This is a genomic window from Aeromonas sp. WP2-W18-CRE-05, from assembly GCF_014168615.1.
Lineage (GTDB): Bacteria > Pseudomonadota > Gammaproteobacteria > Enterobacterales > Aeromonadaceae > Aeromonas > Aeromonas caviae.
In genome coordinates, this window is sequence record NZ_AP021917.1 from 3,308,127 (window position 1) to 3,323,329 (window position 15,203).

Here is a 15,203-nt window from a genome sequence, read left to right on the forward strand (position 1 = left end):
CAAGGCCCCTCCAAGGACACACCATGACCATGAGAATGACCCCGATCGTCTGCCTGCTGGCCCCCCTGCTCAGCGCCTGTGGCGGCGGTTCGGACGAGGCTCCCCTGACCGCGCCGGACTACCGCCTGACGGTCAGCCTGCCCGCTGCGGGCACCCTGTGCATCAACCTGAACCAGAACGACGGCTGCGAAGCCAATGAGCCCGCCGTCAGCGGCGAGGCCGGAGCCCACTCCCTGACCCGGCGCCACCCTGATCTGCTCACCACTCCCCTGCTGTTCATTCCGGCGGATCCCGCCGCCCTGCCCCTGGCCCACCCGGCGGCGCGCCAGGACAACCAGCACCTCACCCCCAGCCCCCTCAGCACCCTGCTGCAGACGCGTATCTCGGACGGACTGCCACCGGCTCAGGCCCTGACGGACGTACTGCTCGCCCTGGCGCCCCTTCACCCCGGCCCAGACCTGGCGGCACTGGCGCAGCTGAGCGACTTCAACCGCGCCCTCGCCGAGCTGGCCCTCACCGCCTTCGATGACGAGGCCACCCTGCCCACCTTTGCCGCCAGCGAGCGCCGCCAGCAGATCTGGCAGGGGCTGGTCACCCTGCTGCCCGAGCTCGCCCGGCACTTTGCCGCCAGCCCCGAGCTACTGAGCCAGCAGGCCAGACTCGCCGCCGTGCTGCAGCAGCAGCAACCCCGGGCGTTGGTGACCGCAGGTGGCGTCACCACCTACACGGACGGGGTGGATTATCTGCTGACCCAGGAGCCTGCGGATCACCCGGGCCAGGAGGCGAGCCTGGGCCTGGCGCCCCTGCGCTATCGCAAGCTGGACGGCAAGGGGCAACCCCTGGCGGACAATGCCGACGAGTGGGAGTGCGTGGAGGATCTCAATACCGGCCTCGTCTGGGAGAAGAAGCTGGCGGATCCGGACAGTCCGAGGGATCTGCACCGCACCTTCGCCTGGGAGTTCGACGAATATCACCCGACCCAGGAGGAGCGGGATTACGCCTGTCCCGAGGGGGAGGCCATCTGCACTACGGAGCAGTACCGTCAGTGGCTCAATGCACAGCAACTGTGCGGTATCACCCACTGGCGCCTGCCCCACGCCCGTGAGCTGATGAGTTTGCAGCACTACGGCTCCCTCGCCCGCCGGGATGGCCAGCTCGTCACCCTGGATGTGCGCTACTTCCCCGATGTCGGCACCGGACTCAATGGCTTCGATGGCTATTACTGGAGCCAGACCCTGACCCCGTCCCGTCGGCTGGAGAGCGCGCCTCTGAGTGCCATCGCCCACATCTTCCTCGGCGAGGACGCCGGTGCCGACTATCCCACCCCAGTTCAAAACAGCAATGACGCCAACGGTCTGCAACTGCGCCTGGTGGCCGAGGTAACCCGATGAACAAGTATCTTCTGACCCTGCTGCTCACCCTGTGCAGCCCCCTGGCACTGGCCATCGCCATCTGCGACGACGCCCTGCCCCGTACCAGTCCCACCGCCCGTTTCCAGGATCACGGCAACGGCACCGTCACCGACAGGGGCACCGGTCTGACCTGGATGCGCTGCCAGCTCGGCCAGATCTGGCGCAACCAGAGCTGCGAGGGGGAACCCACCCGCCTCTACTGGCAACAGGCACTGCAGACGGCGGAACGGATCCGTACCGAACCTAGCCATGCCCTGTATGGCTTTGGTGGTCATCACGACTGGCGCCTGCCCACCATCAAGGAGCTCGCCAGCATTCTGGAGTCCGCCTGTTACAAACCGGCATTGAACGAAACCATCTTCCCCCGCGCCATGGCCGGGGATGGCAAGGAGGTGAACGACGGCTATGTCTATCTCTGGTCTTCCACCCCGGTGCCGGCCCTTCAGGGCGTCGCCTACCTGGACATCACCAGCGGCTCCGTCGCCCAGCGCGCCCCCCGCTCTTGGGCGAAACAGGTTCTGCTGGTGAGGTGACAGCCTGGCCATGGGGGCCACCCGGCCCCCTGTTTGACACGAGGCAAGAAGCGCCAAGGTGACCCTGGCCGTCAAAAAAGCATCAAATTGCGTCATGTGATGCCTGTTCAGGGCGGTTTTGCACGCCGCAGCGCTGGCATGAAACCGGCAGAGCGGTTAGTCTAGCGGCGTTGAACCAATCCCAAGAGGTACAGATGAAAACCGTGTTGCGTTTTAGCCTGCTGGGCGCCTTGTTATTGGGTGGCCATGCCTTCGCCGCCGAACCGAAAAAATTTGATATCAGCATGTTCCCCGCCGCCGAAGTGAACCAGGAACGTGTCGTGATCCGTCTGCCGGAAGTCGAGAACGAAGCCGACATGATGGTCGAGCTGCAAGTCGGCAAGAAGATGCTGGTCGACTGCAACCTGCCCCGCTTCGCGGGCAATCTGGAACAGCACAGCGTCAAGGGCTGGGGTTACAACTACCTGACCCTGGGCCAGGTCACCGGCCCCGTCAGTACCCTGATGGCCTGCCCGGACGGCCAGAAGAAGGAGAGTTTCGTCCAGATCTACGGTCAGGGCTTCTTCGTGAACTACAACTCCAAGCTGCCCTTCGTCATCTATGTGCCCCAGGAGTACGAGGTGCGCTATCGTCTGTGGCGTGCCGACAACCTGGCACAGCCAGCCATGATTGAGTGAGTGCCGCGCACTCGGGTTCAGCTCAGTCATGATGACAAGAAGGCGCCATACGGCGCCTTATTTTTAGCTTCCGAGCCCGTTTTTGAGCGGTTTTCCCTGTACAAAATCTGACATAACTCCACTATTTTTCAGGCTTTTTTGTGCAGCGCACCGCAAAATGCCCCCTCGAGATGCGACAAACCCTGTTCGATAAAAGATATTTATTAACATAGTAAGAAAATTGATTTTGCACTCTGCGACGGCCTGATGATACTTGCCCGCAAAGGTCAAACTAACCAGAACAAGAGCACTATGAGCTTCGAATCAGACAAGCGTTTCAACGACTTCAAACATTTTCCCCGTGGCCTGCGTCGCAGTGGCGAATTCACCGTGGCCGAAGCGGACAGTCTGGAAAAATATGGCACCGTGATGCTGGCGCTCTATCAGGGCAACCTGGCCCCGCGCGATGACGTAGAAAGTGCCTTTATCGAACAGGTCAAATCCGGCGCAGCCGGCAACAACCCCCACGCCAAGGTGTGGTTCAAATACCTGAAGGTGATTGGTCCCAAGCGCGTGCACCGTCTGTGCACCGTCGCAGGCGGCGCCAATGAAGATGCGGGTGGCAGCTTTGAAGGCGGCGGTGGCGGCAGCGACGAGTCCCTCGATTAATGGATACCGAGCTGCTTCGGACCTTCATCGAGGTCAGCAAGACCCGGCACTTTGGCCGGGCGGCTGAAAATCTCTACCTGACCCAGTCGGCGGTGAGCTTCCGGATCCGCCAGCTCGAGCAGCAACTCGGGGTCAGCCTGTTTGCCCGTCATCGCAACAACATCCGCCTGACTGCCTCCGGTGAGCGTCTGCTGCCCTACGCAGACGCCATTCTGCATACTTTGGGGCGCGCCAAGCAGGACGTGGCCCTCTCCCCCGGTTTCAGCCAGCAGCTTGCCATCGGCGCCCCCGCCGTCTTCTGGGAGCTCGACTTCAACGACTGGCTGAACCATGTCTATGCCCTGGCCCCCGGCCTCGCGGTGCGCCTCGAAACGGCCTCCCGCGAGCACCTCTGTCGCCAGCTGCTGGAGCGCTCCCTCGATCTGGCCCTGCTCTCCGAGCCGACCAAGATCGACGAGATTGCCCTGCACCCCATCGGCGAGCTGGTGTTCGAACTGGTGAGCCGGGAGCCGGCCGCAAACGCCGACAGCCTGATGCAGATGCCCCACATTCATCTCGACTGGGGCACCAGCTTCGAACCGCCATCGAGCCGATTGCAGAGCCTGCAGAAGACCCCAGTTCTGCATTCAAGCTCCGCCAGCATGGCCCTGCAATTCGTGCTGGCCAACGGCGGCGCCGCCTACCTGCCAAGGCGCATGGTGAGCCCCTTCCTGGAGCAGGGGCAGCTTCATCTGGTGGAAGGGGGCCAATCCCTGAGCCGCCCGCTCTACCTCGCCTATCTGGAGAAATCCGACCGCCGGGAGCTGATCGATCAGCTGCTCACCCTGCCGCTGGGCTGGCATGACGCCGACTTGCGTCAACCGCCTGCCGAATGAAACAGGGCGATTTCACGCCCAGACCTGTGTTTTGATCTACCCTGGTTATCGGTGCAGCACAAACAACATGAAAAAGGGGCCATCAGGCCCCTTTTATATGGATGTCTTTGTGCATCAGCCGTGATGGCGACGGTCGTTGGCCTGCGCCAGCAGGGTGCGGCTCTCGCGCAGGAACTCCTCCGCCCGCTCGCCGAAGAAGCCGGAGACCTGGCTGAAGGCCTCGATGAAGCCCTCCCTGTCGCCCCGCTCCAGCAGGCCCAGCGCCTCGCCGAAGTTCTGGTAGTAGCGGCGGATCATCGCCAGGTTCTGGGGCGACGACAATATGATGTCGGCGTAGAGATGGGGATCCTGGGCAAACAGCCGTCCCACCATGGCCAGCTCCAGCCGGTAGATGGGAGAGCTTAAGGCAAGCAGGCGGTCGATGTTGGCCTGCTCCCGGGAGAGATGCCAGCCGTAGGCGAAGGTGGCGAAGTGGCGCAGCGCCTGAATGAAGGTCATCGCCTCGTCGTGGGCCCTGGCCTCCACCTGCTGCAAACGCGCCCCCCAGATGGTCATCTGCTCCAGCAGCCACTGGCTGGCGGCGGGTTCGCGCCCCTGACAGCAGACGATCACCTGCTTGGCGAGGCTCGCCACGTCCGGCCCGAACATGGGGTGCAGCCCCAGCACCGGCCCCTGGTGTACCGCCAGCATATGGGCAAGCGGTTCACTCTTGACGCTGGTCACGTCCACCAGCAGGCAGTCCGCCGGCAGGTTGCCGAGCCGGTCGATCACCTGGCAGGTGACGTCGATGGGCACCGCCACCATCACCAGCCCGGCGCCGTGCAGGATCTCGTCGGCGCGTGGCCAATCGGCCTGACCCAGGGTTTCGACCCGGTAACCCGAGAGGCTGAACAGGTTGCCGAACAGGCGGCCAAGCTGTCCCTGGCCACCGATGATCACCACCTTGCCGAGCTCAGGCTTCATGCACTTGAAGTGGTGCTCCTTGTCGCTGGCGGATTCCAGAATATAGGATTCGCGCATCACCCGGCGCAGCACATCCTCGATAAGATCCCCCGGCACCCCCAGTGCCTCGGCCTCGGCGCGGCGGCGGGCCAGCATGCTCGCCTCCCGATCCGGTGCATAGATGGGCAGGCCGTGCCGGCTCTTCACTTCCCCCACTTCCCCCACCAGGGCGAGACGGGCAGCCAGCAGATCAATCAGCTGCTTGTCCACCGCATCTATCTTGTCCCTGAGGGCATTCAACTCTTCCGCCATGTCCAGTCCCTGCTGGCGCCGCCCGCAGCGACGCCCTGTCATTCAAGAGGCAACAAGGTATCACTGCGTGGGCAGTGATACCTCGATGGTTCAATCAGTTACAACAAGATACCACGGCTTATGCCGATGTTCTGGCCAAAAGTGGTGCCGCCAGCTGGCTGTGGCAGCGGGCCAGCAGCGCATCCGTGGTCTCCCAGTCGATGCAGGCATCGGTGATGGAGACGCCATAGCGCATCTCGCACTTGGGCTGCTCGCTGGACTGGTTGCCTTCGAACAGGTTGGATTCGAGCATCACCCCTATGATGGAGCGGTTGCCCTCCTGGATCTGGTGGATCACGTTGTCAGCCACCTTGGGCTGCAGGCGGTGATCCTTGCTGGAGTTGCCGTGGCTGCAATCCACCACCAGGCCGGGCAGCAGGCCCGCTTTCTCCAGCGCCTCTTCCGCCAGCGATACATTGACCGAATCGTAGTTCGGGTGCTTGCCGCCGCGCAGGATCACGTGACCATCCGGGTTGCCCTGGGTCTGCAGCAGCGCGACCTGGCCCTGCTGGTTGATCCCCATGAAGGCGTGGGGGCTGGAGGCGGCCTGCAGCGCATTGATGGCGGTACCCAGGTTGCCGTCGGTGCCGTTCTTGAAGCCGACCGGCATGGAGAGGCCGGACGCCATCTCCCTGTGGGTCTGGGATTCGGTGGTGCGGGCACCGATGGCCGACCAGGAGAAGAGCTCCGCCAGGTATTGCGGGCTGATGGGGTCGAGCGCCTCGGTGGCCAGCGGCAGCTCCAGTTCGGCCAGCCAGCAGAGCAGCTCGCGGGCCCGGTGCAGCCCCAGCTCCACGTCGAAGGTGCCATCCAGGTTCGGGTCGTTGATGAAGCCCTTCCAGCCGACCGTGGTGCGTGGCTTCTCAAAGTAGACCCGCATGACAATGTAGAGAGTGTCCTGATAGGCGTCATGCAGCGCTTTGAGTCTGGTTGCGTACTCTTTGGCGGCGTCCATGTCGTGGATGGAGCAGGGACCACAGATCACCAGCAGGCGGTGATCACGACGGTGGATGATGTCGGCGATGGTATTGCGGGCCCCTTGCACGAATGCCAGCGCGCGATCGGAGATGGGCAGTTTCTCCTTGAGCTGGGCAGGCGTGATCATCACTTGTTCGGACTGGATATGGATGTTGTTCAGGGGATCTCTTTGCATCTTCTCATTCTCTCTACTGTTTCAAGCCAAGGGCGCTGACCGTTCATTTTTGTTTACGAAAGTCAGCACTTTGTTACGCAACCGCCCCCACCTTACCAAGGAAAAACAAACAATCAAGTGAAACTAGCGTTTTTGCACGCTGACAGATGGATAAATGACCAAGAATGCAGAGTGAAACAACTCAAAAGTAGCGACACGCGAGGCCAAACCAGACCCAAATCGTAAAGATTTAATTACACCCATCAATTTCAATATCATCTCTCTGCCCCCTCTCATGACCCCTTATCCGACCCCTCATCCCGGCGATGACCCCGGGCACAAAAAAAGCGGGGCACCTGGCCCCGCTTGCATTCCCGTGTTGCTCTTCTTTTATTATTTGCCGTGGGCCTTGATAGCCTCGACCGCCTTGTCGGGGAAGTCGCTGAATACCCCGTCCACATCGGCCTGATAGAGGAAGATGTTGAGCAGGTCGGTGAAGTCTTTCGCATAGGCCGGGATCTGCCCCTCATCCTGACGGAAGGTATAAGGATGCACCTTGAGACCGGCCGCGTGGGCCTCTTTCACCATGCCGGTGAAGACCGGCTTGCCGGGAGTGCCCGGCTCGGTCACCACCATGGGTTTCCAGGGACCGATTCCCTCGGCATAGGTGGCGATGGTCTTCATGGCCCCCGGCTTGAACATCCAGTCATAGCTGTAGGGGGTCGCCTTGCCCTTGGCGTCATAGACCATGGTCTCGTTCCAGTCGGTCTCGGCCATCAGCTGCACCAGCTTGAGATCCATGCCCATGGCGGGCATCAGTTCGCTGTTGATGCGCTTGAGCTCGTTGGCATCGAAACACTGCAGATAGACCTTGTCGCTCTTGCTGGTGTAGCCGTACTCCTTGAGCACGTTCAGCACAGCCCTGGAGATGTCCTTGCCTTCGTGGCGGAACAGCCAGGGAGCCTTTATCTCCGGGTAGATACCGATGTGCTTGCCGGTGCTCTTGTTGAGCCCCTGGATCATCTCGATCTCTTCCTGGAAGGTGTGGATCCTGAAGCTGGACTTCCACAACGGGAAGCGCGCCGGATAGACCGGCACCTGCTTGCCGTCCACCAGCTGGAACGGCTCGGTCATGCGCAGGGAGCGCACCTCGTCCAGGGTGAAATCCACCACATAGTAGCGACCGTCCGGGCGGGCCCGGCCGGGGAAGCGCTCGGCCACGTCCGTGATGCCATCAAGGAAGTGATCGTGCATCACCACCAGCTGGTCATCCTTGGTCATCACCAGGTCCTGCTCCAGATAGTCGGCGCCCATGCCATAGGCCAGGGCCTTGGATTCCAGGGTGTGTTCCGGCAGGTAGCCGGAGGCACCACGGTGGGCGATCACGATTTTGCCTTCGTCGGCCGCCAGTGCGGGCAGCGCCAGGGCAGCCCCGAGGCCAAGGGCTATCAGGGTACGGTGAGGTTGCTTCATCAAGAGATCTCGTTGTTATGGTGTGTAGGATGCAGGTAATTGTTATAGCAGGGGTTTATTGCAGTTTGACGGCGGGCGGCAAAGGCCGCCCGCCATGGGTCATCAGCAGGCTTCGGGCAGGGCGTGGTGGTGCTCGAGCAGCCAGGCACCGAGCTGCTGCTGTTCGGACTCCGACAGGCGCAGCCCCAGCTTGCTGCGGCGCCACAGGATGTCCTCCAGGGAGTGGGCCCATTCGCGCGCGATGAGATAGCGTACTTCGGATTCATACAGCCCGGCGCCAAAGTGCTGGCCGCGCTCCTCCTTCAGCCAGAGGCGGGCATGAGCGCCATAGGCTTCGGCGATGCGCAGGGCGCTGCGATCGTCGAGCCAGTCGAATTCCAGCGCAAAGGCGCGCGCCAGTTCACGCACCGAGCAGTCGAACTCGCCACCGGGCAGCCGGCAGGAGGCGGTCCAGTCCTCTCCCATCTGGCTGAACCAGGGCTTGAGCTTGTTGCAGGCGGCCTGGGCCAGCTTGCGATAGGTGGTGAGCTTGCCGCCAAACACCGACAACAGCGGCGCGCCGTCGGATTCACCACTGAGCTCGAGCGTGTAGTCTCGGGTCACCGCCTGAGGTGAATCGGACTCGTCGTCACACAGGGGGCGCACCCCGGCATAGGTCCACACCACGTCTGCCGGGCTTATCTGCCTGGTGAAGTGGGCATTGACCACCTTGCACAGGTAGTTGATCTCGGCATCGCTGATCTTGGCTTCCCGCGGGCTGCCTTTGTGCTCCACGTCCGTGGTGCCGATGAGGGAATAGTCCTGCTGGTAGGGGATGACGAAGACGATGCGGTTGTCCTCGTTTTGCAGGATGTAAGCCTCTTCGCGCTCATGGATGCGCGGCACTATCATGTGGCTCCCCTTGATGAGGCGAATGCCGCGGGGGGATTTCTCGCTCAGGCTCTCGTCATAGAAGGTCTTGACCCAGGGGCCCGCCGCATTGACCAGACCACGGCAGCTGACGGTGAATTGCTCGCCCCCTTCCCGCTCCAGCGTCAGGGTCCAGTGCTTGGATCCGCGCACCGCCTTGACGCAGCGGGTACGGGTCTGCACATCGGCGCCCTTGTCCCGCGCCAGCATGGCATTGAGCACCACCAGCCGGGCGTCGTCGACCCAGGCGTCCGAGTATTCAAAGCCCTTGTTGATGCCGCTCTTGAGACCGTCCTGCGGCAGGAAGCGCAGGCCGCAGCTCCCCTTGAGCTTGTCCCGCTTGGCCAGGTTGTCATAAAGGAAGAGACCGGCTCGGATCATCCAGGCCGGACGCAGGTGCGGGCGATGAGGCAGACGAAAACGCATGGGACGGGCGATGTGGGGAGCCATGCCGAGCAGGACCTCCCGCTCCGCCAGCGCCTCTTTCACCAGCCGGAATTCGTAATGTTCGAGATAGCGCAGGCCGCCGTGGATCAGCTTGCTGGAGTTGGACGAGGTGGCAGAGGCGAGATCGCTCGCCTCGAACAGCGCCACCTTCAGCCCCCGCCCCGCCGCATCTGCCGCGATGCCGACCCCGTTGATGCCGCCGCCGACGACGACCAGATCATAATGTTCGCTCATGTTCACCTACTTTCTTATTTTGTGTTTGCCATGACAGCAATGTTTGATTTCGCTCATATTAGAACATGAAAAACCAATAAACGAACATTTCGTGAGAGAAATGTGATCGCGATTGTTTTCACAATGCTAAAAATGCTGCCAGTCGGTGACGGCCTGGCAAGGCTAAGGTCTGCCGGAAACAGCCATTTCGGGCAGGGAGGAGAACAAAGAGTCCCGGATGGGGGCGCCCATGGGGCAAGGTGATGAACGCGATGGCGTGAATCCCTCGCAGGCGCCTGGCGTCGGTGCAAACCGGGCGCCCGAGTGCGGGGGCAACATCAGGGGGTCAAAGAAGGAGTGTCAGCGCCAGGAACTGGCCGCTTAGGCGACGCAAGGGAGACGCCGCAGGCCGGGAGGGGGCAGAAAAAAAAGCGGCCGCCCCGAGGCGGCCTGATGCCTGTGCGGGGAAGCTCAGCAGATATGGCAGGTGATCTGATGCTGGGACATCAGTCGCATCAGCTTCTCCGGCGGCTCCTGATCCGTGAACAGGGCGTGGATCTGGTTGAGGTTGCCGAGATTGACCATGGCGTTGCGGCCAAACTTGGTGTGGTCGGCGGCCAGGAACACCTGGCGGGAGTGGGCGATGATGGCCTGGGCGATTTTCACCTCGTGATAGTCGAAATCGAGCAGGGAACCGTCGCTGTCGATGCCCGAGATGCCGATGACGCCGTAGTCCATGCGAAACTGGCCGATGAAGTCGCGGGTCGCCTCCCCGACGATGCCGCCATCCCGGTTGCGAATTTCGCCACCGGCGATGATGACGGTGAAGTCATCCTTGGCGGTCAGGATGCTGGCGACGTTCAGGTTGTTGGTGACCACGCGCAGCTCCCGGTGGTCGAGCAGGGCCCGGGCGATGGCCTCGGTGGTGGTGCCGATGTCGATAAAGAGCGACGAACCGTCGGGGATGTTGGCAGCCACTTCCCGGGCGATGCGCTCCTTCTCCTTGAGCTGCATCACCTTGCGGGCACTGTAGGCGGTGTTGACGGTGCTCGAATGCAGTGAGGCCCCGCCGTGATGGCGCCGGATCTTGTTCTGTTCGGCGAGATCGTTGAGATCCCGGCGAATGGTCTGGGGGCTGACGTCAAAATGGGTCACCAGATCGTCGGTCGAGACGAAACCCTGCCGGGTCAGGACGTCCAGGATCTCCAGATGTCGTTGGGTTTGCTTCACGCTTGCACTCCGCAGATGAGACGAAAAAAGGCCCCGGCAGGTGCGGGGCCTTTGGCAGTGTACCTGATCCCTTTTCCAATCGATAAGGGCAGGATCACGTTTTATGCCTTATGGGCAGCCGCCTTGGCGGCAATCGACTCGTTCTCGTGCTTGAGGGTCATGGCCAGCAGGATGATGGAGAGCACGCAAGAGACGGTGAGCACCATGAAGCCGCCGTCCCAGCCGAAGTGGTCAACGGTATAGCCCAGCATGGCGTTGGCCGCGACCGCGCCACCCAGATAACCGAACAGGCCGGTGAAGCCCGCCGCGGTACCGGCCGCCTTCTTGGGCGCCAGCTCCAGAGCGTAGAGGCCGATCAGCATGACGGGGCCATAGATGAGGAAGCCGATGGCGACCAGGGCAATCATGTCGATGGTCGGGTTGCCCGCCGGGTTGAACCAGTAGACCAGCACGGAGAGGGTCACCAGCACCATGAACAGGATACCTGCCGGGGCACGGCGGCCCTTGAACATCTTGTCGGAGATCCAGCCGCACAGCAGGGTGCCCGGGATCCCCGCCCACTCATAGAGGAAGTAGGCCCAGGAGGAGTGATCCACGCTGAAGTCCTTGGCCTCTTTCAGATAGGTGGGCGCCCAGTCCAGCACGCCGTAACGGATGAGGTAGACGAAGGCGTTGGCGATGGCGATGTACCAGAGCAGCTTGTTGTGCAGCACGTACTTCATGAAGATCTCCTTGGCGGAGAACTCCTGCTCGTGGCTTTCGTTGTAATCCTTCGGGTAGTCGTTCTTGTACTCCTCGATGGGGGGCAGACCGACCGATTGCGGGGTATCGCGCATCACGAAGAAGGCAATCACCGCGATGGCCGCCGCCGCCGCCGCAGGCACATAGAAGGCGCTGCGCCAGTCGTTGAACCAGCCCATGCCGAGGATGAACAGGGGGCCTATCATGCCGCCGCCCACGTTGTGGGCCACGTTCCAGACCGAGACGATCTCACCCCGCTCCTTCTGCGACCACCAGTGCACCATGGTGCGACCGCAGGGGGGCCAGCCCATGCCCTGTGCCCAGCCGTTCAGGAACAGGAGCACGAACATGATACCAATGCTGGAGGTAGCCCAGTGCATGGTCCCCATCATGAACATGATGCCTGCCGAGAGCAGCAGACCGGCGGAGAGGAAGTAGCGCGCGTTGGATCTGTCCGACACGTTCCCCATCAGGAATTTGGAGAGACCGTAGGCGATGGAGACGCCGGAGAGGGCCAGACCCAGATCCCCGCGGGAGAAGCCCTGCTCGATGAGGTAGGGCATCGCCAGACTGAAGTTTTTCCGTACCAGGTAGTAACCCGCATACCCGAAGAAGATCCCGAAGAACACCTGCCAACGCATGCGTTTGTAGAAGGGATCCACCTTGTCGGCCGGCAGCCGGTCGATATGGGGTGCAGGCCTGAAGAGACTAAGCATGTTCTGCTTCCTTTTATTGTTGTTCTGGGCGGTTGAGGACGCCCCGCTCATGCCGGCGATCAGACGCGTCTTGATTCGCAAGCGAGCCAATTATGCTCAATTGTGAACATTTGATCTGTGATGAGCGCTAAATTATTGCAGTTTTATTACAAAAATTGTGACGCTGTGAGTGAACGCGCATCCAGGGTCAGCCCACGCATGGCGTGGCCTTTAGCTACTCACTAAGGAGTAATATGGCCGATAACTGTTGCTTTTCGTCACATTTTCTTAGCAATGAATGGGATCTTGCCCACATTTCCGGTGGCGGGGGTATGGTGAATTGACGCAGAAGGTTTATTTTCTCTCTCGTCCAAGAACGAGCGCAAACGAGCATAACGTTTGCGCAAGCTCAAAAAACAAGAAGAAACGTTTTCGGGCGCAATGAATGGGAATGAAAGATAACAAAACGGAACATCAAACCTACTGTGGGTGGATATAAGGAATAACAACTATGAGCATACAAAGACCCAATACCCTGCTTGGCGAGTGCCTCGCCGAGTTTATCGGCACCGGCCTGCTGATCTTCTTCGGCGTCGGTTGCGTGGCCGCCCTGGTGCTGGCTGGCGCCAACTTCGGGCAATGGGAAATCTCCATTACCTGGGGCCTGGGTGTCGCCATCGCCATCTATGTCACCGGTGGCATCTCCGGTGCCCACCTCAACCCTGCCGTGACCCTGGCCCTGATGACCTTCTGCGGCTTTGACAAGCGCAAGGTGGTGCCCTTCATCATCGCCCAGATAGCCGGGGCCTTCGCCTCCGCCGCCCTGGTCTACGCCCTCTACAGCAACCTGTTCACCCAGTGGGAACTGACCCACAACGTGGTGCGCGGCAGCGTCGAGAGCCTCGGCACCGCAGGCATCTTCTCCACCTACCCCAATGCCCTGCTCTCCAACATGCAGGCTTTCGCGGTCGAGATGGTGATCACAGCCGTCCTGATGCTGGGCATCATGGCACTGGGTGACAACAACAACGGCGCCCCCAAAGGCTTCGCCGCCGCCCTGCTCATTGGTATCCTGATCGCGGTGATCGGCGCCTCCCTCGGCCCCTTGACCGGCTTTGCCATGAACCCGGCCCGTGATTTCGGCCCCAAACTGTTCGCCTTCGTGGCTGGCTGGGGTGACGTGGCCCTGACCGGTGGTCGTGACAACCCCTACTTCTGGGTCCCCATCCTTGGCCCCATCGTCGGCGCCCAGATCGGTACCGCCCTGTATGTGAAAGTGCTGGCTCCCTGCGTCCCGGGCAACCGCGTCGCCACCGAAGAAGCCGCCAAGCTGTCTAACAAAGAAGAGGCCGCCGCCTGAGAGCGGCCCTCCCCTACGTGTAACAACGTGGAAAATAAAAACGTGGAGAACATCATGTCTGCTGAAAAGAAATTTGTCGTTGCGCTGGACCAGGGCACCACCTCCTCCCGTGCCATTGTCTTCGATCAGGACGCCAACATCGTCGCGACCTCCCAGCGCGAATTCACCCAGCACTACCCGAAAGCGGGCTGGGTCGAGCACGACCCCATGGAGATCTGGGCGACCCAGTCCTCCGTCTTCACCGAAGTGCTGGCCAAGAGCGGCCTGCACAGCGAGCAGATCGCCGCCATCGGCATCACCAACCAGCGTGAAACCACCGTCGTCTGGGAAAAGGCCACCGGCAAGCCCATCTACAACGCCATCGTCTGGCAGTGTCGCCGTACCGCCGCCATCTGTGAAGAACTGAAAGCGCGCGGCCTGGAAGAGTACGTGCGTGAAAACACCGGCCTGGTGCTGGATGCCTACTTCTCCGGTACCAAGGTGAAGTGGATCCTGGACAACGTGGAAGGGGCCCGGGAGAAGGCAATGAACGGCGAGCTGCTGTTCGGCACCATCGACACCTGGCTGGTGTGGAAGATGACCAACGGCGAGGTGCACGTCACCGACCCGACCAACGCCTCGCGCACCATGCTCTACAACATCCGCGACCTGAAGTGGGATGAGCGCATGCTGGACGAGCTGGGCATCCCCGCCTCCATGCTGCCGCAAGTCAAACCCTCCTCCGAGGTCTATGGCTACACCACCCGTGGCGGCGGCGCCCGCATCCCCATCGCCGGTATCGCCGGTGACCAGCAGTCCGCCCTGTTCGGCCAGCTCTGCTTCGAAAAAGGGATGGCCAAGAACACCTACGGTACCGGCTGCTTCATGCTGATGAACACCGGCACCGAGCCGGTTCGCTCCAGCAACGGCCTGCTGACCACGGTCGCCATCGGCCCGAAAGGGGAAGTGAACTACGCACTGGAAGGGGCGGTCTTCATGGGCGGCGCCACCATCCAGTGGCTGCGCGATGAGCTCAAGATCATCCATGATGCCCGCGATACCGACTACTTCGCGAGCAAGGTAGGCGACACCAACGGCGTCTACCTGGTACCGGCCTTCGTGGGCCTGGGCGCCCCCTACTGGGATCCGTATGCTCGCGGCACCATGGTCGGCCTGACCCGTGGCGCCAACCGCAACCACATCATCCGTGCGGCGCTCGAATCCATCGCCTACCAGAGCCGCGACGTGCTGGATGCCATGCAGCAGGACTCCGGCATCAAGCTGGCAGCCCTGAAGGTGGATGGCGGCGCCGTGGCCAACGACTTCCTGATGCAGTTCCAGGCTGACATGATGCACACCCCTGTGGTGCGTCCGACCCGCATCGAGACCACCGCCATGGGCGCCGCCTTCCTGGCCGGCCTCGCTGTGGGCTTCTGGAAGAGCTCCGAAGAGCTGGAAGACAAGTTCAGCGTGGACCGTGAGTTCATTCCGCAGATGGACCGCGACGATCGCGCCAAGCGCTACAGCGGCTGGAAGAAGGCGGTGGAACGCTCACGCCGCTGGGCCGAAGAGGAGTGATGGGGTAA

At 61.7% G+C, this 15,203-nt stretch carries 13 protein-coding genes; 7 read left to right on the forward strand and 6 right to left on the reverse strand.

Annotation, left to right across the window (positions count from 1 at the left end):
- Positions 1–23: 23 nt before the first annotated feature.
- The 5 genes from H7R73_RS15320 to hdfR all read left to right on the forward strand — a co-directional run bounded on the left by H7R73_RS15320 (position 24) and on the right by hdfR (position 4,145).
- On the forward strand, positions 24–1,391 hold the full coding sequence (locus H7R73_RS15320; protein ID WP_103259858.1) for an Lcl C-terminal domain-containing protein: 1,368 nt from the start codon (positions 24–26) through the stop codon (positions 1,389–1,391).
- Entirely contained in the window at positions 1,388–1,945 is a 558-nt protein-coding gene (locus tag H7R73_RS15325) for an Lcl C-terminal domain-containing protein (protein WP_039038621.1), read from the forward strand. Before H7R73_RS15320 ends, H7R73_RS15325 begins: the two co-directional genes overlap by 4 nt.
- A gap of 194 nt (positions 1,946–2,139) precedes the next feature.
- A complete protein-coding gene (gene eco, locus H7R73_RS15330; protein ID WP_010674240.1) occupies positions 2,140–2,622 on the forward strand; it encodes a serine protease inhibitor ecotin in 483 nt (160 codons plus the stop codon).
- Positions 2,623–2,913: 291 nt separating this feature from the next.
- Positions 2,914–3,270 carry a DUF413 domain-containing protein gene (locus H7R73_RS15335; protein WP_010674239.1) on the forward strand — a complete coding sequence of 119 codons (357 nt, stop codon included), beginning with the start codon at positions 2,914–2,916 and terminating at the stop codon, positions 3,268–3,270.
- The gene (hdfR, locus tag H7R73_RS15340; RefSeq protein WP_039038620.1) at positions 3,270–4,145 is read left to right on the forward strand and encodes an HTH-type transcriptional regulator HdfR; all 876 of its coding nucleotides are present in this window, start codon (positions 3,270–3,272) and stop codon (positions 4,143–4,145) included. The genes H7R73_RS15335 and hdfR overlap by 1 nt, the downstream gene beginning before the upstream one ends.
- A gap of 114 nt (positions 4,146–4,259) precedes the next feature.
- Here hdfR and tyrA read toward each other — a convergent pair whose 3' ends face one another.
- The 6 genes from tyrA to glpT all read right to left on the reverse strand — a co-directional run bounded on the left by tyrA (position 4,260) and on the right by glpT (position 12,299).
- Entirely contained in the window at positions 4,260–5,399 is a 1,140-nt protein-coding gene (gene tyrA, locus H7R73_RS15345) for a bifunctional chorismate mutase/prephenate dehydrogenase (protein WP_010674237.1), read from the reverse strand.
- A gap of 118 nt (positions 5,400–5,517) precedes the next feature.
- Complete coding sequence (locus H7R73_RS15350; RefSeq protein ID WP_103259857.1) at positions 5,518–6,591, reverse strand: 3-deoxy-7-phosphoheptulonate synthase; 1,074 nt, start codon at positions 6,589–6,591, stop codon at positions 5,518–5,520.
- A gap of 372 nt (positions 6,592–6,963) precedes the next feature.
- Positions 6,964–8,043, reverse strand: a complete 1,080-nt coding sequence (glpQ, locus tag H7R73_RS15355) for a glycerophosphodiester phosphodiesterase (protein ID WP_103259856.1) — start codon at positions 8,041–8,043, stop codon at positions 6,964–6,966.
- A gap of 102 nt (positions 8,044–8,145) precedes the next feature.
- On the reverse strand, positions 8,146–9,633 hold the full coding sequence (glpD, locus tag H7R73_RS15360; RefSeq protein WP_039038617.1) for a glycerol-3-phosphate dehydrogenase: 1,488 nt from the start codon (positions 9,631–9,633) through the stop codon (positions 8,146–8,148).
- Between the two features lie 450 nt (positions 9,634–10,083).
- On the reverse strand, positions 10,084–10,842 hold the full coding sequence (locus tag H7R73_RS15365) for a DeoR/GlpR family transcriptional regulator (RefSeq protein ID WP_103259855.1): 759 nt from the start codon (positions 10,840–10,842) through the stop codon (positions 10,084–10,086).
- A 101-nt stretch (positions 10,843–10,943) separates the two neighbouring features.
- Positions 10,944–12,299 carry a glycerol-3-phosphate transporter gene (glpT, locus tag H7R73_RS15370; protein ID WP_041215475.1) on the reverse strand — a complete coding sequence of 452 codons (1,356 nt, stop codon included), beginning with the start codon at positions 12,297–12,299 and terminating at the stop codon, positions 10,944–10,946.
- Between the two features lie 490 nt (positions 12,300–12,789).
- On the opposite strand from glpT, the gene H7R73_RS15375 reads away from it, so the two are divergent.
- Positions 12,790–13,638: an MIP/aquaporin family protein gene (locus H7R73_RS15375; RefSeq protein ID WP_039038615.1), complete on the forward strand. Its 849-nt coding sequence runs from the start codon at positions 12,790–12,792 to the stop codon at positions 13,636–13,638.
- Positions 13,639–13,692: 54 nt separating this feature from the next.
- Positions 13,693–15,195 carry a glycerol kinase GlpK gene (gene glpK / locus H7R73_RS15380; protein WP_010674229.1) on the forward strand — a complete coding sequence of 501 codons (1,503 nt, stop codon included), beginning with the start codon at positions 13,693–13,695 and terminating at the stop codon, positions 15,193–15,195.
- The last annotated feature ends 8 nt before the right edge of the window (positions 15,196–15,203 follow it).

Bases quoted from the DNA above. Each gene is read 5' to 3' on its own strand.
- H7R73_RS15320 (WP_103259858.1), top strand. From the start codon at position 24: ATGACCATGAGAATGACCCCGATCGTCTGCCTGCTGGCCCCCCTGCTC.
- H7R73_RS15325 (WP_039038621.1), top strand. From the start codon at position 1,388: ATGAACAAGTATCTTCTGACCCTGCTGCTCACCCTGTGCAGCCCCCTG.
- eco (WP_010674240.1), top strand. From the start codon at position 2,140: ATGAAAACCGTGTTGCGTTTTAGCCTGCTGGGCGCCTTGTTATTGGGT.
- H7R73_RS15335 (WP_010674239.1), top strand. From the start codon at position 2,914: ATGAGCTTCGAATCAGACAAGCGTTTCAACGACTTCAAACATTTTCCC.
- hdfR (WP_039038620.1), top strand. From the start codon at position 3,270: ATGGATACCGAGCTGCTTCGGACCTTCATCGAGGTCAGCAAGACCCGG.
- tyrA (WP_010674237.1), bottom strand. From the start codon at position 5,399: ATGGCGGAAGAGTTGAATGCCCTCAGGGACAAGATAGATGCGGTGGAC.
- H7R73_RS15350 (WP_103259857.1), bottom strand. From the start codon at position 6,591: ATGCAAAGAGATCCCCTGAACAACATCCATATCCAGTCCGAACAAGTG.
- glpQ (WP_103259856.1), bottom strand. From the start codon at position 8,043: ATGAAGCAACCTCACCGTACCCTGATAGCCCTTGGCCTCGGGGCTGCC.
- glpD (WP_039038617.1), bottom strand. From the start codon at position 9,633: ATGAGCGAACATTATGATCTGGTCGTCGTCGGCGGCGGCATCAACGGG.
- glpT (WP_041215475.1), bottom strand. From the start codon at position 12,299: ATGCTTAGTCTCTTCAGGCCTGCACCCCATATCGACCGGCTGCCGGCC.
- H7R73_RS15375 (WP_039038615.1), top strand. From the start codon at position 12,790: ATGAGCATACAAAGACCCAATACCCTGCTTGGCGAGTGCCTCGCCGAG.
- glpK (WP_010674229.1), top strand. From the start codon at position 13,693: ATGTCTGCTGAAAAGAAATTTGTCGTTGCGCTGGACCAGGGCACCACC.